We start from the raw sequence: 16,759 nt of genomic DNA on the forward strand, positions 1-16,759 counted from the left end.
GCGAATCCTTCCGGGGCGGGGCGTTCGGTCAGAGGTATCCCGCACAGCATTTCTTGAATTTCTGCCCGCTGCCGCAGATGCACGGGTCGTTGCGTCCGGCCCTGGTTTCCACGGTCGGGTCGATGAAGTACCAGCGCCCGTCGTTCTGTACGAAGGAGGAGCGTTCGCGATGGCTGTGCTCGCCGCCCTGGTCATGCCAGCGGGCGGTGAAGGTGACCAGGGCGTGCTCGGGCTTGCCGCCGAGCAGTTCGAAGGCCTCCACCTCGAGGCCGAGCCAGGTGCTCTGGAGGCTCCAGGCCTTCATCGCGTCGCGGTCCAGCCCCTCGCGCTGGGCGGGCAGCGTGGTTTCCACCAGGTAGTCCACCAGGCCGAGCACATAGGCGCTGTAGCGCGAGCGCATCAGGGCCTCGGCGCTGGGGGCTGGGTGGCCGCCGTGGTGGCGACCGCAGCAGAGCTCGAGGAGGTTGCCGCTGCCGCAGGGGCATGTGGTCGCGTTCATGCCGTCACCACCAGTACTTGCCGAAGTTCTCGGGGTTGGCCCAGAACTTCGCGTTCAGCCAGTCGGGCACCTGCTTGTATTCGCGCAGGTCGTAGGTGAACAGGCTGAGCACCTGTTCATCGCGCTGGAAGCGCTCGGTGGCCTGCAGGGCCAGGGCGAAGAAGTCGGTGTCGGTCCAGTCGCAGGCGGCGAGGTCCGCCAGCACGGCGATGCGGCTGGCATTGAGGTTGCGGATGCCGCCGAGCAGTTGCAGGGCGGTGCGCTTGGGCAGGTGCTCGAGGCAGTCGGCGACCAGCGCCAGGTCGAAGCGTTGCGCCGCCTGCTCGGCCGGCAGCGGGCCGGCGGGCACCTGCACCACCTGGCTTTCCGGGTGGGCGGCGGCGAAGGCCTCGAGGGCCGGGAGCGGGGAGTTGCCCACCAGCAGCAGGCGCGCCGGTGCATAGCGGTCGAGCAGGGCGGCAAGGGCCTGCTGCGGGGTGCGGGAGGAGAAGCTTGCGGTCATCGAAAATCCTCGGACAAGTCTGCGAAGACTAGCCTGCTGCCTGCGGCTGGCCTAGTGCTGGCGGTTTTTAAATCACAGGTCTTTACTCCCCAGTTATCGGTTTCCAAAGGCCGATATCACGAGGAGACACGCATATGAGCATCACAAGGACAGCAATACCCTTGCTACTTGTGTCGACTCTGCTGACCGGCTGCGCCGGCCTGCAGAAGACCGACTGGCCCAAGTGTGCAGCAGTAGGCGGTGTAGGCGGTGCAGCGTTGGGTGCGATCGAAAGCAGTTCCTGGGCAGGCTGGGGCGCGTTGATCGGTGGCGGCATGGCCGCCGGCTACTGCTGGGTCCATGGCGACGGCGACGAGGATGGCGATGGTGTGCCTGACAGTCGCGACAAGTGCCCGGGCACTCCGCCGGGCGTGCAGGTGGATGCGAACGGTTGCCCGCCCGCACCGGTCGTGGAAGAACGGGTCGAGGAAGTGGTCGTGGTCGAGGACGAGACCATCGTCGTGCGCGACCTGCTGTTCGCCTTCGACTCCGCGGCGCTGGACCCGGCCGACAAGGCCAAGCTGGACACCATCGCCAGCCGCCTGCGCAACGAGGCCCCGACCGCCAAGCTGACCATCACCGGTCATACCGACAGCGTCGGCGCCGACAGCTACAACCAGAAACTCTCCGAGAAGCGCGCCCACTCCGTGACGGACTACCTGGTCTCGAGCGGCGTACCCAAGGGCAGCATCGTCGGCGTCAGCGGCGCAGGCGAAAGCCAGCCGGTCGCCGACAACGGCACGGCCGACGGTCGCGCGCTGAACCGCAGGGTGGAAATCCTGATCGACCGCTGAACCCCGCGTCCGTCGCGGCGTGCAGCTTGTGCGCCGTGACGGGCGGGTCTTTACTCCTGTGTTACCGGTATGGGACCGGTGACACAGGAGATCCTCACCATGAGAACCTTCTCACGGGCTGCTCTACTTCTTCTGGTCGGCAGTGTTCTCTCGGGTTGCGCCTCGACGTCCAGTACGGGCGACGCGCCGCTCAACCAGGGGAACTGGCCTCTTTGCAGTGCGATTGGCGGTCTGGCCGGCGGTGGGCTGGGCGCTATCGAGAGTTCCGCTTGGGCTGGTGGAGGTGCCGTTGCAGGTGCCATCGTCGGCGGTCTGATCTGTTACGCGCAGGATGGCGACGAGGATGGTGACGGGGTCTTCGACCGCCGCGATACCTGCCCGAACACGCCGGCCGGTACACAGGTCAACCACAATGGCTGTCCGCAGAAGACCTACCCGGCCGTGGTCAAGGCCGAGGAACCCGCTCCTGAGCCCGCTCCACAGAACGAGGTGATCGTGCTCAGCGACCAGGGCAAGGTGCTGTTCGCCTTCGATTCGGCCGAGCTCACCAGCGATGCCAAGTCGCAACTGAACGAGGTGGCCACGCGCCTGAGCGATGCCGCCACGGTCAGCGTCAAGGTCGTGGGCCACACCGACAGCGTCGGTTCCGATACCTATAACCAGGGACTCTCGGAACGGCGTGCCAGGAGTGCGGCCGATTACCTGATCAGCCAGGGTGTTTCCGCCGGCAAGGTCACCACCGAGGGACTCGGCGAGAGCCAGCCGGTGGCGGACAACGGCACCGATGCCGGACGTGCGCAGAACCGTCGCGTGGAGATCCACGTCGCTCGTTGAGGCGGCGTCGTCGTACCGAAGGGGCCCTCGCGGCCCCTTCTTCATGTGCACCATTTGGCAGCAGCGAAGACGAGGAGTAAGGTCGGCGGACTAAAAAAACAGAGGGGGTGGCATGAAACTTTTCCTGGGGGTGGGCAAGCTGGTTGCCCTGGTGTTCTGGCTGGCGGTGCTGGCCAATCTGATCGAACCTTTCGCCAAGCCGTTCGCTTCCCTGCTCAACGCCGTCGCCGCCCTGGTGCTCGGCCTGCATCTGCTGGAGCTGGTGGTGTGCAACGGGCAGTTGCGCACTCGCCCGCGCCCCTGGAACGACCGCCTGCAGCTGCTGCTGTTCGGGGTCTTCCACCTGCTCGGCCTGCCCCGTTCCGAGGGAGGTCGCCAGCATGCGTAAGCTCTGCCTCCTGGCCTTGCTGGCCAGCCCTGTGGTCCTGGCTGAAAGCAGCGTCAGCGTCGACGCCAACAGCCTGCTCAAGCTTCCCGCACGGGTCGGCTCCCTGAGCCTCGACCGCGTGGTGGTCAACGATTACGGCACCCTGGTGATCCCGGCCAGCGTCACCGAGCTGCGCATCGGCGAGCTGCTGATGGGGCGTGACGCGCGCATCGGCATCGCTCCCTCCGAGCAGCCCTTCAGCCTCGTGGTGCGCCAGGGCGAGATCGGCACCGGCGGCCACATCACCGCTTCCGGCGCTGCCGGCAGCATGAAGAAGCCGGCCAGCGCCGGCCGCGACCTGAGCCTGCGCCTGGAGCAGGTGCGGGTGGACGAGATCACCCTGGATGTGCGCGGCGGCATCGGAACGCCCGGCTACAACGGGCTTGCCGGTGCCGATGGCGATGCCGGCGGCTGCCTCTGGGGCGCTGCCGGCCGTGGCTATGACGGCCAGAACGGCGGTGACGGCCAGGCCGGCGGCGCGGGCGGCCACATCCGCCTGGAAGTGCCGATGGACTTCCCCGTCGAACAGGTGAAGGTACGCCTGGAAGGCGGCGCCGGTGGGCCGGCGGGCGAGGCGGGGGCTGCGGGCGCGGGCGGAGCCGCCAAGGGCTGCCTGTTCTATCGCACCGACGCCGGCAGCAAGGGGCGCCCGGGGCAGCCCGGCCAGCCGGGTAGCGCGGGGGCTGCCGGCCAGCTCGACGTGGTGCGCATCCAGTAGGTACGAAGGCGCCGCGGCCTCAGAAGTTCGGACGTGCCGCGGCGATCGCCACCAGGAACAGGCCCAGCAGCAGGTTGATGCCCACCAGGCGGCGGATGCGACCCAGCACCGCGCCGCCGGCCGGCCAGTCCTCGGCCGCTATCGCGCGGCGCAGCTCCGGCAACTGCAGGGCGTTGACCCGCAGGAACAGCGCCAGCATGGCGATGTACAGCCCCATCATGATGTGTACGTAGCGCGGCGCGCCGTCGAAGCCGGCGAAGCGCATGTGCATCATGCCCACGCCGCTCACCGGCAGCAGGACCACCGCCACCCAGACCCAGAGGAAGAAGCGGCGGAACACCTCGACCCAGAGCTTCAGCCGTGCCGGAGCGTCGAGCGCCTGGACCGCAGAGGGGCGCAGGACCATCCAGGCGAAGAACATGCCACCGACCCACACCAGGGCGGCGAGGACATGGACGGCGTAGAGCGCGGCGAAGGGCGTCATCGGGTTTTCTCCAGTCGGAAACAGGGCGCGCTATGATAGCCGCCCTGTTAAAGTACTGAAAATTTATCCAGCCTTCCGCGCCCGCAAGTACCCATGCTCAGCACCGAACTCAAGTCCCAGATCCAGGGCGCCTATTCCCGTTTCCTCGAAGCCAAGGGGCTCAAGGCCCGCTACGGCCAGCGCCTGATGATCGCCGAAGTGGCCAAGGTGCTGGGCGCCATCAAGGCCGACGACGAGGGCCATCGCGATGGCGAGCCCGCCGTGGTCGCGGTGGAGGCGGGCACCGGTACCGGCAAGACGGTCGCCTACAGCCTGGCGGCCATCCCCTCGGCCAAGGCCGCCGGCAAGCGCCTGGTGATCGCCACCGCCACCGTGGCGCTGCAGGAGCAGATCGTCCACAAGGACCTGCCCGACCTGATCCGCAACAGCGGTCTCAATTTCAGCTTCGCCCTGGCCAAGGGGCGTGGTCGCTACCTGTGCCTGTCCAAGCTCGACATGCTGCTGCAGGACGGCCAGGCGCAGAGCGCCACCGCGCAGCTGTTCGCCGACGAGGGTTTTCGCATCGACGTCGACGAGAGCGGCCAGAAGCTGCTCAACCAGATGATCGAGAAGCTCGCCGGCAACCGCTGGGACGGCGACCGCGACTCCTGGCCCGAGGCGATCGAGGACCAGGACTGGGCGCGCGTCACCACCGATCACAGCCAGTGCACCAAGCGCCACTGCCCCAACTTCCAGCAGTGCGCCTTCTATAAGGCGCGCGAGGGCATGACCAAGGTCGACGTGATCGTCACCAACCACGACATGGTCCTGGCCGACCTGGCCCTGGGCGGTGGCGCCGTGCTGCCGGACCCGCGCGAGACCGTCTACGTGTTCGACGAAGGCCACCACCTGCCGGACAAGGCCATCGGCCACTTCGCCCATTTCACCCGCCTGCGCTCCACCGCCGACTGGCTGGAGACGGTGGCCAAGAACCTCACCAAGCTGCTGGCCCAGCACCCGCTGCCGGGCGACCTCGGCCGCCTGATCGAGAACGTGCCGGAGCTGGCGCGGGAGATCCGCAGCCAGCAGCAGTTCATGTTCAGCGCCTGCGAGGAGGTCGCCGACTTCCGCGCCGGCGAGGACATGGAGGGGCGCGAGCGCCCGCGCCATCGTTTCGAGGCCGGGGTGGTCCCCGAGCACCTGATCGAGATGGGCATCGAGCTGAAGAAGGGCTTCGCCAAGCTCAACGACGTGTTCACCCGCCTCACCGAACTGCTCAAGGAGGCCATGGACGGGGAGGGCAGCGTCGGCATCGCCAGCCACCAGGCCGAGGAGTGGTACCCGCTGTTCGGCAGCCTGCAGACCCGCGCCCAGGGCAACTGGGAGCTGTGGACCGCCTTCACCGCCGAGGACCCGGAGGAGAGCCCGCCCATGGCTCGCTGGCTGACCCTCGCCGAGTTCGGCTCGGCCTATGACATCGAGGTCAACGCCAGCCCGATCCTCGCCGCCGAGACCCTGCGGCGGAACCTGTGGAACGTCGCCTATGGGGCCCTGGTCACCTCGGCGACCCTCACCGCGCTCGGCACCTTCGACCGCTATCGCATGCGCGCCGGCCTGCCGAAGAAAGCCGTCACCGCCGTGGTGCCCAGCCCCTTCCACCATGCCGACGCCGGCGTGCTCAAGGTGCCGGACCTCAAGGCCGACCCCCGCGATGCGGCGGCCCACACCGCGGCGATCATCCGCGACCTGCCGCAGCTGGTCGAAGGCTCGCGCGGCACCCTGGTGCTCTACGCCTCGCGCAAGCAGATGCAGGAGGTCTTCGACGGCCTCGACCGCGACTGGCGCAAGCGCGTGCTCATCCAGGGCAACCTGTCCAAGCAGGAAACCCTGAACAAGCACAAGCAGCGGGTGGACGACGGCGAAACCAGCGTGCTGTTCGGGCTGGCCAGCTTCGCCGAGGGTGTCGACCTGCCTGGCGCCTACTGCGAGCACGTGGTGATCGCCAAGATTCCCTTCGCCGTGCCCGACGACCCGGTGGAGGCTGCGCTGTCGGAGTGGATCGAAGCGCGCGGCGGCAACCCCTTCATGGAGATCGCCGTGCCCGATGCGTCGCTGCGCCTGGTGCAGGCCTGCGGCCGCCTGCTGCGTACGGAATCCGACCGCGGCACCATCACCCTGCTCGACCGTCGGGTCGTGACCCAGCGCTACGGCAAGGCGATTCTCAATGCGCTGCCGCCCTTCCGCCGCGAGATCGGCTGAAACAGACCACCGCGGCGCTTGACGCCGGGCCCGCCTCTGCGATGATTGCCGGCTTGCGCGGGCACGGTTTTGCAGATCGCGGGCAACATTCGCCCATTCCGCTGTCTATGCACTGACTTCATGTGGGGAATCGGTTTCATGTCATCCAGAACCAAACCAGCGCTGCTGCTGCCCATCCTGCTCGCCATCGGTGGCTTGAGCTCGGCGGCACAGGCCGAGACGCTGTTCAACTTCGTACGCCCGCTGGACTCCGTCACCGTCACCACCCAGGACGCCGGCCTGCCCAGCGTGACCGCCGAGAACACGCCCGAGGGCGAGATTCTCCGTCGTCTGAATTTCAACCAGGCCGACAAGCCCAGCCTGCGCCTCGCACCGCAGAGCGGGACCTGGGACTGGAGCAAGGCCGGGGCCATGAGCCTGCGCCTGCAGAGCGCCATGGACTGGGCACTGACCCTGGACGTGACCATCGAGAGCGCCGACGGCAAGGTCGTGCGCACCCGCCTGGCCCTGCCCGCCGGCCCGGCGCAGACGCTGCTGGTCCCGCTCACCGCCACCTCGCCCCGAGCCCACGGCATGCGCGCTGCGCCGCCGCAGCCCTGGGTCCGCGACGGCAAGCGCTACCTGCTGGCCACCGAAGTGGAAGGCGAACTGGACCTGACCCAGGTCAGCGCCGTGACCCTGTCCCTCGACCACCCCAACGCCGTGCAGAGCATCCTGCTGGGCCGCTTCGGCACCGCCGAGCAGAGCCTGCAGGACGACTACTACATGGGCCTGATCGACGGCTACGGCCAGTACACCCGGGCCGACTGGCCGGAGAAGATCAAGAGCGACGAGCAGCTCAAGAGCGCCGCCCAGCAGGAGCGCAAGCAGCTCGATGAGTGGCAGAAGAAGCTGCCCGAGCAGGACCCCTACGGTGGCTGGCTGGCCGGCCCGAGCTTCGAGGCCAAGGGCTTCTTCCGCACCGAGAAGCGCGACGGGCGCTGGTACCTGGTGACCCCGGACGGCCATCCCTTCTACTCCCTGGGCGTCAACGCCGTCACTCCCGAGCACAGCCAGACCTACGTGGAAGGCCGCGAGGCGATGTTCACCGCCCTGCCCAAGGACGGCGAGCCCCTGGCCGCCTGGTATGGCAACGGCGACAGCCGCCGCGACACCGGTTCGACCAGGGGACGCGCCTTCGACCACGGTCGCTGGTACGACTTCTATGGCGCCAACCTGGAGCGCACCTACGGCAAGCAGGACAAGGCCGCCTGGGTCGACCACAGCATCGAGCGCCTCAAGGCCTGGGGCTTCAACACCGTCGGCAACTGGAGCGCAGGCGAATTCAACACCCGCCAGCGCATGCCCTACACCATTCCGCTGTCGATCCACGGCGACTACGCCACCATCAGCACCGGCCTCGACTGGTGGGGCGGCATGCCCGACCCGTTCGACCCGCGCTTCGCCATGGCCGCCGAGCGGGCCATCGCCATCGCCGCCCGTGATCATCGCGACGACCCCTGGCTGATCGGCTACTTCGCCGACAACGAGCTGGCCTGGGCCGGCCCTGGCGATGATCCGAAGTCCCGCTACGCCCTGGCCTACGGCACCCTGCGCCTGACCACCGACGTACCGGCCAAGCGTGCCTTCCTCAAGCAGCTGCGCGACAAGTACCGCAACCAGCAGGGCCTGTCCCAGGCCTGGGGCGTCGAGCTGCCCGCCTGGGAGCTGATGGAGGACCCGGGCTTCGAGGCGCCGCTGCCGAACCCCGAGCACCCGGCCATCGAGGAAGACCTCAAGCGCTTCCAGCGCTTCTTCGCCGACACCTACTTCAAGACCATCGCCGAGTCGATGAAGTGGCACGCACCGAACCACCTGCTGCTGGGCGGCCGTTTCGCCGCCAGCGTGCCGGAGGCGGTGGAGTCCTGCGCCCAGTACTGCGATGTGCTGAGCTTCAACTTCTATACCCGCGAACCGCAGCACGGCTACGACTTCGAGTACCTGCGCAAGCTGGACAAGCCGCTGATGGTCACCGAGTTCCACTTCGGTTCCCGCGATCGCGGCCCGTTCTGGGGCGGCGTGGCCGAGGTCTACAAGGAAGAGGAGCGCGGCCCGGCCTACGCCAACTTCCTGAAGAAGGCCCTGGAGGAGCCGCTGATCGTCGGCGCCCACTGGTTCCAGTACCTCGACCAGCCGGCCAGTGGCCGACTGCTCGATGGCGAGAACGGCCACCTCGGCCTGGTGGGCATCACCGACCGTCCCTATGACGGCTTCGTCAAGGCGGTGCGCAAGGCCAACCTGGACGTCGCCGCGCAACTGGCCAAGCCCGCCGAAGCCAAGCCCTCAGACGCCAAACCGGCCGACAAGCCGGCGGAAAAGGCAGCGGCCAAGCCCGAGCAGAAGCCCGCTGCGGCTCCTGCGGCCAAGCCCGAAGCCAAGCCGGAGGCTAAATCCGAGCCCAAACCTGAGGCCAAGCCTGCCGAAGCGGCCCCGGCCGAGCAGCCCGAGCAATCGGAGAAGCCCGTCGGCAAGCCCACCGACGAGGCGACGCCCAAGCCCGACCCCGCGCCGAAGGTCGAGACCGACCCCGCGCAGAAGCAGGATGCACCGGATGCATCCTGAGTCATTCGACTGACCGATGGACCCTGCGCCGAACTTCGGCGAGGTTCACAAAGGACGGCGGCCTTGGTAACAATGCCGCCGTCATTTTTTCCGAGGAGAGTGCCGGTGCAGACCCAGGGTTACTTCGACTTGCGCTTCGAGAAGGTGCGCGACCAGTTCGCCGCGCTGTTCGACGATCCCCAGGAGCGCGGTGCCGCGCTTTGCGTCCAGGTGGGCGGCGAGACCGTGCTCGACCTCTGGGCGGGTGTCGCCGACAAGGACGGCCAGGAGGCCTGGCAGACCGACACCCTCCTCAACCTGTTCTCCTGCACCAAGACCTTTACCGCCGTCGCCGCGCTGCAGCTGGTGGGCGAGGGCAAGCTCGAGCTGGACGTGCCCGTGGCCCGCTACTGGCCCGAGTTTGCCGCTGCCGGCAAGGAGCGCATCACCCTGCGCCAGCTGCTCTCCCACCGCGCCGGCTTGCCGGCGATCCGCCAGCCGCTGCCCGCAGAAGCCCTCTACGACTGGCAGGCGATGACCACCGCGCTGGCGGCCGAGGAACCCTGGTGGACGCCCGGCGAGGAACACGGCTATGCCCCCATCACCTATGGCTGGCTGGCCGGCGAGGTGATCCGCCTGGCCGATGGCCGTGGCCCGGGTGAATCCATCGCCGCGCGCATCGCCCGCCCGCTGGGGCTGGATTTCCATGTCGGCCTGGATGACGCCGAGTTCCATCGCGTGGCCCATATCGCCCGCGCCAAGGGCAACATGGGGGACGCCTCGGCCCAGCGCCTGCTCAAGTGCATGATGAGCGAGCCCACCGCCCTCAGTACCCGTGCCTTCACCAACCCGCCGTCGATCATGACCAGCACCAACAAGCCGGAATGGCGACGCATGCAACAGCCGGCGGCCAACGGCCACGGCAACGCCCGCAGCCTGGCGGGCTTCTACGCCGGCCTGCTGGACGGCCAGTTGCTCGACTCCGCGCTGCTCGCGGAGCTCACCCGCGAGCACGCCCTCGGCGACGACCGCACCCTGCTGACCCGAACCCGTTTCGGCCTGGGCTGCATGCTCGACCAGCCGGACGTGGCCAACGCCACCTACGGCATGGGCCGCCTGGCCTTCGGGCATCCCGGCGCCGGTGGCTCCATCGGTTTCGCCGACCCGGAACGCGAGGTCGCCTTCGGCTTCGTCACCAACACCCTCGGCCCCTATGTGCTGATGGACCCGCGCGCCCAGCTCCTGGCACGCACCTTCGCCGGGTGCCTGTAGCGGCACCGCTCGTCAGGTGAGTGCAATATCCCTTTGCGGATGAAGGGGTTGCGTCCAGAATTTCAGCCTGTACCTGAGATTGATGCGCCATCATGCGATGGTGCATCGCCTTCTCCTTTCACCTGTTACGGGGGCCCCTCCATGAAGCTGCTCAAGTCGTCCACCTTGATCCTCTGCATGACCGTTTCCGGTTGCAGCACCTTCAGCCACGACAAGCCGGCTGCGGAAGCCCATGCGCAGAACAGCGGCACCAGCCACTGGTGGTGGCCGTTCGGTGGCAGCGACGAGAAGGTGGCCAAGGCCGAGGTGCCCAAGGTCGACGAGAAGCTGACCCAGGCCTGGCTGGACCAGTACGAGCCGCGCCTGCGCGAGGCGGTCAAGGGCAGCAGGCTGGAGGTGGAGCGCCGCGACAACCTGCTGGTGGTCACCGCGCCGGTGGAAGGCTCGTTCAACCCCGATCGCCCCAGCATGCTGCTGCCCATCACCCTCGGCCCCTTCAGCCGTGTGGCCAAGCTGGTGGAAGGCGATCCCAAGACCGGCGTACTGGTCCTCGGCCATGCCGACACCTCCGGCGAGGATGCCCTCAACCGCAAGCTCAGCCAGGAGCGCGCCCAGGCGGTGGCGGCGATCTTCCGCCTCAGCGGCCTGCAGCGTGATCGCCTGTCGCTCAAGGGTGTCGGTTCCGACATGCCTCGCGCAGCCAACGACAGCAAGGACGGGCGTTCCCTGAACCGCCGCGTGGAGATCCTCCTCACCCCGCAGGACACCCTGGTGGCCCTGCTGGCCCGCTACAACCAGCCACCGAAGGTCGCCCAGCAGGTGGTTGCGGCAGATCAAGGAAAATGAGCCTTCCTTGGGTAAGCTAGGGCTTTCCTTTTCCAGGACGCCGTGATGACCCAGACCCTCGCCGACATGCGCCGTGACTACACCCGCGACGGCCTCAGCGAAGCCCAGGCTCCCGAGGAGCCCTTCGCCCTCTTCCAGCAGTGGTTCGGCGATGCGGTGAAGACCGAGCAGCTGCCGGTCGAGCCCAACGCCATGACCCTGGCGACCGTCGATGCCGACGGTCGACCGCACTGCCGGGTGCTCCTGCTCAAGGGGCTCGATGCGCGCGGCTTCACCTTCTTCAGCAACTATGAGAGCGCCAAGGGCGAGCAGCTCGCGGCCCGCCCGTTCGCCGCCATGACCTTCTTCTGGCCCAGCCTGGAACGGCAGGTGCGCATCGAGGGCCGTGTCGAGCGGGTCACCCCGGAAGAGTCCGATGCCTATTTCCAGGTGCGCCCCCTGGGCAGCCGCATCGGTGCCTGGGCTTCGCCGCAGAGCCGGGTGATCGCCGACCGCGCCGAGCTGGAGCAGCTGCTCGCCGAGACCGAGCGGCGCTTCCTCAACCTGGCGCCCACCTGCCCGCCGCACTGGGGCGGCTACCGCCTGCTGCCCGAACGCGTCGAGTTCTGGCAAGGCCGTCCGAGCCGCCTGCACGACCGCCTCAACTACCGCCTCGTCGATGGCCAGTGGATGTGCGAGCGCCTCGCCCCCTGAGGCTTTCCTGAGCGGCGTACCCGCCCTGTAGACTGGCGGCTTCCCCAGGAGGCCGCCCCATGCTCGAACTCGATTCCACCCTGGCGCAGCACATCGTCGACCGCGCCATGGCCATCCTCCCGCACAACATCAATGTCATGGATGCCCAGGGCATGATCATCGGCAGCGGCGACCCGCTGCGCGTGCACACCCGCCACGAGGGCGCCCAGCTGGTGTTGGCCAACCGCCGCGTGGTGGAGATAGACGAACAGGCTGCCGCCTGCCTGCGGGGCGTGCGCCCCGGGGTGAACCTGCCGCTGTTCCATGCCGAGCGACTGATCGGCGTGCTCGGTATCACCGGCGAGCCGGATACGGTGCGCCCCTATGCCGAACTGGTGCGCATGGCCGCCGAGATGCTGGTGGAGCAGCGCCAGCTGCAAGCCGAGCGGCACTGGCAGCGCCACCAGCTGGACGCCTGGCTGAACCAGCTCGCCGACCCGCGGACGGACCTGGTGCAACTGGCCGCCGAGGCCGAGCGCATCGGCCTGCAACTGCCCTGGAGGCAGCAGGTCTGCGTGCTGGAGCTGATGGAGGAGGGCGACCTGGCGGAACGACGGGCGCGGGTACTGGATGGCCTGGCCCGGCAGGGGGTGCTGGGTGCGGCACTGTCCGCCCGTGAATTGATCGGCTGCCGGCCCTACAGCGTCGAGCGCGATGATGCCGTCTGGCTGGCCCAGGCCGACGAGCGCGGCTGGGGCATCGCCCGCCTGTGCATCAGCGACCCCCAGGCCGGTATCGGCGACCTGCGCGAGGCCGCCCTCGCCACCCGCTCGCTGCATGCCTTCGCCCGCACCTGCCGGCCACGGCAACGCATCTTCCACCTGGAGGAACACCGGCTGTCGACGCTGCTGTTCGGCCAGCGTGACAGCTGGCTGCTCCGGCGCTGGCTGGGCCCGTTGCGGGGTCTGGTCCTGGAGGACGAGGACGGCGTGTTGTGCCGCACCCTGCGGTGCTGGTGCGAGCACGATGGCCACGGCAGCACCTGTGCCCAGGCGCTGGGCATCCACCGCAACACCCTGCGCTACCGCCTGGAGCGCATCGCCGAGCTGGTGGGCCTGGAGCAACCGCGCCACGACCAGTTGCTGCTCCTGGGGATGGGGCTGGACCTGCTGCGCTGCGGCGACCTTTGTGCAGATGCACGCGTGAAGGCGGCTCTGGAGGGGGCTTCCTAGGGCGCATGCATAAGGCCATGGCGTCGGGGATGCGGCAGAATCGGACGACTATCGGTATCCATAACAACAACTAAGGAGTCCGCACATGGGCCTGGTCCTGATCCTGGCGGCGTTGATCGCCTTCATCGTGCTGTCCACCACCCGCTTCAAACTGCATCCCTTCCTGGCGCTGCTCGCCGCGGCCTTCATCGCCGGCTTCGCCTACCAGATCCCCACCGGCGAGATCGTCAAGACCATCACCACCGGCTTCGGCAGCATCCTCGGCTACATCGGCATCGTCATCGTCCTGGGCACCGTCATCGGCGTGATCCTCGAGCGCAGCGGCGCCGCCATCACCATGGCCGAGACGGTCATCCGCCTGCTGGGTGAGCGCTTTCCCACCCTGACCATGTCGATCATTGGCTACCTGGTGTCCATCCCGGTGTTCTGCGACTCCGGCTTCGTCATCCTCAATTCGCTGAAGAACGCCCTGGCGGCACGCATGCGCGTCTCCACCGTGGCCATGAGCGTGGCGCTGGCCACCGGCCTCTACGCCACCCACACCTTCGTGCCGCCCACCCCCGGCCCCATCGCCGCCGCAGGGAACCTGGGCCTGGACGCCAGCCTCGGGCTGGTGATCGCCGTCGGCCTGGTGGTGGCGCTGGCTACTGCCCTGGCGGGCATGTGGTGGGCCAACCGTTTCATCGGCCGTGAGGTGCAGCTGGAGGACGACCACCTACCGCTCTCGGCGGACCAGGACTTCGCCGCGCTGCGTGCCGGCTACGGCAAGCTGCCGAGCGCCTTCCAGGCCTTCGCGCCGATCTTCGTGCCCATCCTGCTGATCTGCCTGGGCTCCATCGCCGCCTTCCCCGCCAAGCCCTTCGGCAGCGGCACCTTCTTCGGCCTTTTGAGCTTCCTCGGCCAGCCGGTGGTGGCCCTGCTGGTGGGGCTTGCCCTGGCCTGCACGCTGCTCAAGAGCGAGGACAAGCGCAAGGAGTTCCACGATCACGTGGTGGAGGGCATCGTTTCCGCCGCGCCCATCCTGCTGATCACCGGTGCCGGCGGCGCGTTCGGCGCCATGCTCAAGGTCACCCCGCTGGGCGACTACCTCGGCAGCACCCTCTCGGCGCTGGGCATCGGCCTGTTCATGCCCTTCGTGGTCGCCGCCGCGCTGAAGACCGCGCAAGGCTCGACCACCGTGGCGCTGGTCACCACCTCCGCGCTGGTGGCGCCGCTGCTCGGCCAGCTTGGCCTGGACAGCGAGATGGGGCGCGTGCTCACCGTGATGGCCGTCGGTGCGGGCGCCATGACCGTGTCCCATGCCAACGACAGCTTCTTCTGGGTGGTGACCCAGTTCAGCCGCATGCCGGTGTCCCTGGCCTACCGCGCGCAGACCCTGGCGACCCTGGTGCAGGGCATCGTCGGCATGCTCGTCACCTGGCTGCTCAGCCTGATCCTGCTCTGACCGCAGTACTGCCCGGGGCCTGGTACCCCGGGCTCATCCCGAGGTAACCCGATGAAGATTGTGATTGCCCCCGACTCCTTCAAGGAAAGCCTGAGCGCGCCCGAAGTGGCGGCTGCCATCGGGCGCGGCTGGACGTCGGTATTTCCGGCGGCCCAGGTCCTGCTGCGGCCCATGGCCGATGGCGGCGAGGGCACGGTGGACGCGGTGCTCGCGGCCAGCGGTGGCGAGCGGCGTATGGCGACCGTGCGCGGGCCGCTGGGGGATGAGGTCGAGGCGCACTGGGGCTGGCTGGGGGAGGGCAGCGCCATCATCGAAATGGCTGCCGCCAGCGGGCTGCATCTGGTGCCCGCCAGCGAGCGGGACGCTACCCGCACCAGCAGCTTCGGCACCGGTGAGCTGATCCGCCAGGCCCTGGACGCCGGCGCCACGCGCATCATCCTCGGCCTGGGCGGCAGCGCCACCAACGATGGTGGTGCCGGCCTCATGCAGGCCCTGGGGCTGCGCCTGCTGGATGCCGACGGGCGCGAGCTGCCACCCGGTGGCGCTGCCCTGGCCGATCTGGCGCGGATCGATCGCGGCGGCCTCGATTCACGCCTCGCCCATGTGCAGTTCGAAGTCGCGGCGGATGTGGATAACCCGCTCTGTGGTTCCCGGGGCGCCTCCTACGTCTTCGGCCCGCAGAAGGGTGCGAGCCCGGCACAGGTCGAGCAGCTGGATGCGGCGCTGCAACGTTATGCACAGGTGGTCGCCCAGGAGCTGGGGCAGGACCACAGCCAGCAACCTGGCGTCGGCGCGGCCGGCGGCTTGGGCTTCGCCGCCCGGGCCTTTCTCGGCGCACGTTTCCGTCCCGGTATCGAACTGGTGGCCGAGCTGGCCGGGTTGGCCGAGGCGGTGGTCGGTGCCGACCTGGTGATCACCGGGGAGGGCCGCCTGGACTCCCAGAGCCTGCACGGCAAGACGCCGGTGGGCGTGGCGCGTGTCGCACGGGCCGCCGGCGTGCCGGTCATCGCCCTGGCGGGCAGCCTGGGGGAGGGCTACCCGCGTCTGCGCGAGGCGGGCATCGAGGCGGCCTTCAGCCTGGTGCCCGGGCCGATGACGCTGGAGCGGGCGATGGCCGTGGCCGCCGGAGAGCTGGAAGCACGCAGCGCCGACATCGCCCGGCTCTGGGCGCTGGCGGCGCGCAATCAGGCGCCGGGGTAACGCTGCGCAGCCTGTTCCAGCCAGGCGGGCAGGTCCTTGCGCTTCACGCCCTCGCGATGCGCGGCCTGCAGTTGTTCGAGCATGTAGTCGCGGCGCCCGGCATCCGCCCCGGCGAGCGACAGCGCCAGGTCGCGATCCATCCAGCGCTTGATGCGCACGTAGATCCACCAGTGGAAGTACAGCCCCGCTGCGGTGGTGACGACGATGATGAAATAATCCATGAACTACCCTTGCTCTGGCGGCACCCGGGCGCTTCGGCGTTGTCCGAGTGAGGAGTCTGTATGGAAACTGAACGGATCGGCAGTTTGTTCAGGCGCCGGGTGACAGTTTCCGCAGCTGCGGAGTCTAATGGACGAGCATCCAATCTGGAGGAAATGCTATGCGTAAATCCGTTCTGCTAGTCGCTTCGTTCTCTGCGGTAGCGATGCTTCTGGGCGGCTGTCAGTCGAGCCTGACCGGAGACACCTATTCGCGCGACGAAGCACGCCAGGTGCAGACCGTGCGCATGGGCACCATCGAGTCGCTGCGTCCGGTGAAGATCGAAGGCACCAAGACCCCGATCGGCGCAGGTGCCGGTGCGGTCGTGGGTGGTGTCGGCGGCAGCGCCATCGGTGGCGGGCGTGGCAGCGTGGTAGCGGCGGTTATCGGCGCGGTCGCCGGCGGCCTGCTGGGCGCCGCGACCGAAGAAGGCCTGACCCGTACCCAGGGCGTCGAGATCACCGTTCGCGAGGACGATGGCTCCATGCGTGCCTATGTACAGGAAGTGCAGGAAAACGAAATCTTCCGCGTAGGCGAGCGCGTGCGCATCATGACCGTCAACGGTACCAGCCGCGTCTCCCACTGATCCCGGTTCGCCCGCCACGGGCGAATCCTTCCCGTTTCGTCTCTACTCTCCCGTGCTACCTCCGAGAGAGGCGGCCGCGCTGCAATGCGCGGCCCCCTCTTTCGGAGGCGGCGGGCTTTTGCTAGTTTTTTGAA

At 68.3% G+C, this 16,759-nt stretch carries 15 protein-coding genes and 2 pseudogenes; 13 read left to right on the forward strand and 4 right to left on the reverse strand.

Annotated elements, in window-relative coordinates; translation table 11 throughout:
- Positions 1-28: 28 nt before the first annotated feature.
- Together DMX10_RS07795 and DMX10_RS07800 are read right to left on the reverse strand one after the other, a co-directional pair.
- Positions 29-499 carry a YchJ family protein gene (locus DMX10_RS07795; RefSeq protein WP_111260567.1) on the reverse strand — a complete coding sequence of 157 codons (471 nt, stop codon included), beginning with the start codon at positions 497-499 and terminating at the stop codon, positions 29-31.
- 4 nt (positions 500-503) lie between these two features.
- The gene (locus DMX10_RS07800; RefSeq protein WP_111260568.1) at positions 504-1,001 is read right to left on the reverse strand and encodes a DUF6231 family protein; all 498 of its coding nucleotides are present in this window, start codon (positions 999-1,001) and stop codon (positions 504-506) included.
- Positions 1,002-1,135: 134 nt separating this feature from the next.
- Here DMX10_RS07800 and DMX10_RS07805 point away from each other — a divergent pair, with 134 nt between their 5' ends.
- From DMX10_RS07805 to DMX10_RS07820, 4 genes are all read left to right on the forward strand, one after another.
- A complete protein-coding gene (locus DMX10_RS07805; protein WP_111260569.1) occupies positions 1,136-1,834 on the forward strand; it encodes an OmpA family protein in 699 nt (232 codons plus the stop codon).
- 99 nt (positions 1,835-1,933) lie between these two features.
- The gene (locus DMX10_RS07810) at positions 1,934-2,668 is read left to right on the forward strand and encodes an OmpA family protein (protein WP_111260570.1); all 735 of its coding nucleotides are present in this window, start codon (positions 1,934-1,936) and stop codon (positions 2,666-2,668) included.
- A gap of 112 nt (positions 2,669-2,780) precedes the next feature.
- Entirely contained in the window at positions 2,781-3,056 is a 276-nt protein-coding gene (locus DMX10_RS07815; RefSeq protein WP_111260571.1) for a DUF1145 domain-containing protein, read from the forward strand.
- Positions 3,049-3,813, forward strand: a complete 765-nt coding sequence (locus DMX10_RS07820; RefSeq protein WP_111260572.1) for a collagen-like protein — start codon at positions 3,049-3,051, stop codon at positions 3,811-3,813. The genes DMX10_RS07815 and DMX10_RS07820 overlap by 8 nt, the downstream gene beginning before the upstream one ends.
- Positions 3,814-3,832: 19 nt before the next feature.
- On the opposite strand, the gene DMX10_RS07825 is transcribed toward DMX10_RS07820, so the two are convergent.
- The gene (locus DMX10_RS07825; RefSeq protein WP_111260573.1) at positions 3,833-4,297 is read right to left on the reverse strand and encodes a CopD family protein; all 465 of its coding nucleotides are present in this window, start codon (positions 4,295-4,297) and stop codon (positions 3,833-3,835) included.
- 93 nt (positions 4,298-4,390) lie between these two features.
- Between DMX10_RS07825 and dinG the strand changes: the two genes are divergently transcribed.
- The 8 genes and pseudogenes from dinG to DMX10_RS07865 all read left to right on the forward strand — a co-directional run bounded on the left by dinG (position 4,391) and on the right by DMX10_RS07865 (position 15,781).
- Complete coding sequence (dinG, locus tag DMX10_RS07830; RefSeq protein ID WP_111260574.1) at positions 4,391-6,535, forward strand: ATP-dependent DNA helicase DinG; 2,145 nt, start codon at positions 4,391-4,393, stop codon at positions 6,533-6,535.
- Between the two features lie 138 nt (positions 6,536-6,673).
- Positions 6,674-8,944 (forward strand): annotated as a pseudogene (locus DMX10_RS07835) (beta-agarase); the annotation flags it as partial.
- 297 nt (positions 8,945-9,241) lie between these two features.
- A complete protein-coding gene (locus DMX10_RS07840; protein ID WP_111260575.1) occupies positions 9,242-10,387 on the forward strand; it encodes a serine hydrolase domain-containing protein in 1,146 nt (381 codons plus the stop codon).
- 177 nt (positions 10,388-10,564) lie between these two features.
- Positions 10,565-11,221, forward strand: a pseudogene (locus DMX10_RS07845) (OmpA family protein); the annotation flags it as partial.
- A 57-nt stretch (positions 11,222-11,278) separates the two neighbouring features.
- Positions 11,279-11,926: a pyridoxamine 5'-phosphate oxidase gene (pdxH, locus tag DMX10_RS07850; protein WP_111260577.1), complete on the forward strand. Its 648-nt coding sequence runs from the start codon at positions 11,279-11,281 to the stop codon at positions 11,924-11,926.
- 59 nt (positions 11,927-11,985) lie between these two features.
- Positions 11,986-13,137, forward strand: coding sequence for a sugar diacid recognition domain-containing protein (locus DMX10_RS07855; RefSeq protein ID WP_111260578.1), 1,152 nt, complete (start codon positions 11,986-11,988; stop codon positions 13,135-13,137).
- An 85-nt stretch (positions 13,138-13,222) separates the two neighbouring features.
- A complete protein-coding gene (locus tag DMX10_RS07860) occupies positions 13,223-14,581 on the forward strand; it encodes a GntP family permease (protein ID WP_111260579.1) in 1,359 nt (452 codons plus the stop codon).
- A 51-nt stretch (positions 14,582-14,632) separates the two neighbouring features.
- Positions 14,633-15,781 (forward strand): glycerate kinase, encoded by a 1,149-nt coding sequence (locus DMX10_RS07865; RefSeq protein WP_111260580.1) that lies wholly within the window; start codon positions 14,633-14,635, stop codon positions 15,779-15,781.
- On the opposite strand, the gene DMX10_RS07870 is transcribed toward DMX10_RS07865, so the two are convergent.
- Positions 15,766-16,002, reverse strand: a complete 237-nt coding sequence (locus DMX10_RS07870; protein ID WP_111260581.1) for a hypothetical protein — start codon at positions 16,000-16,002, stop codon at positions 15,766-15,768. The genes DMX10_RS07865 and DMX10_RS07870 overlap by 16 nt on opposite strands.
- A gap of 158 nt (positions 16,003-16,160) precedes the next feature.
- On the opposite strand from DMX10_RS07870, the gene DMX10_RS07875 reads away from it, so the two are divergent.
- A complete protein-coding gene (locus tag DMX10_RS07875; protein WP_031287607.1) occupies positions 16,161-16,625 on the forward strand; it encodes a glycine zipper 2TM domain-containing protein in 465 nt (154 codons plus the stop codon).
- Positions 16,626-16,759: the final 134 nt, after the last annotated feature.

This window comes from Pseudomonas sp. 57B-090624, assembly GCF_003234055.1.
Classification (GTDB): domain Bacteria; phylum Pseudomonadota; class Gammaproteobacteria; order Pseudomonadales; family Pseudomonadaceae; genus Metapseudomonas; species Metapseudomonas tohonis.

Bases quoted from the DNA above. Each gene is read 5' to 3' on its own strand.
- DMX10_RS07795 (WP_111260567.1), bottom strand. From the start codon at position 499: ATGAACGCGACCACATGCCCCTGCGGCAGCGGCAACCTCCTCGAGCTC.
- DMX10_RS07800 (WP_111260568.1), bottom strand. From the start codon at position 1,001: ATGACCGCAAGCTTCTCCTCCCGCACCCCGCAGCAGGCCCTTGCCGCC.
- DMX10_RS07805 (WP_111260569.1), top strand. From the start codon at position 1,136: ATGAGCATCACAAGGACAGCAATACCCTTGCTACTTGTGTCGACTCTG.
- DMX10_RS07810 (WP_111260570.1), top strand. From the start codon at position 1,934: ATGAGAACCTTCTCACGGGCTGCTCTACTTCTTCTGGTCGGCAGTGTT.
- DMX10_RS07815 (WP_111260571.1), top strand. From the start codon at position 2,781: ATGAAACTTTTCCTGGGGGTGGGCAAGCTGGTTGCCCTGGTGTTCTGG.
- DMX10_RS07820 (WP_111260572.1), top strand. From the start codon at position 3,049: ATGCGTAAGCTCTGCCTCCTGGCCTTGCTGGCCAGCCCTGTGGTCCTG.
- DMX10_RS07825 (WP_111260573.1), bottom strand. From the start codon at position 4,297: ATGACGCCCTTCGCCGCGCTCTACGCCGTCCATGTCCTCGCCGCCCTG.
- dinG (WP_111260574.1), top strand. From the start codon at position 4,391: ATGCTCAGCACCGAACTCAAGTCCCAGATCCAGGGCGCCTATTCCCGT.
- pdxH (WP_111260577.1), top strand. From the start codon at position 11,279: ATGACCCAGACCCTCGCCGACATGCGCCGTGACTACACCCGCGACGGC.
- DMX10_RS07855 (WP_111260578.1), top strand. From the start codon at position 11,986: ATGCTCGAACTCGATTCCACCCTGGCGCAGCACATCGTCGACCGCGCC.
- DMX10_RS07860 (WP_111260579.1), top strand. From the start codon at position 13,223: ATGGGCCTGGTCCTGATCCTGGCGGCGTTGATCGCCTTCATCGTGCTG.
- DMX10_RS07865 (WP_111260580.1), top strand. From the start codon at position 14,633: ATGAAGATTGTGATTGCCCCCGACTCCTTCAAGGAAAGCCTGAGCGCG.
- DMX10_RS07870 (WP_111260581.1), bottom strand. From the start codon at position 16,002: ATGGATTATTTCATCATCGTCGTCACCACCGCAGCGGGGCTGTACTTC.
- DMX10_RS07875 (WP_031287607.1), top strand. From the start codon at position 16,161: ATGCGTAAATCCGTTCTGCTAGTCGCTTCGTTCTCTGCGGTAGCGATG.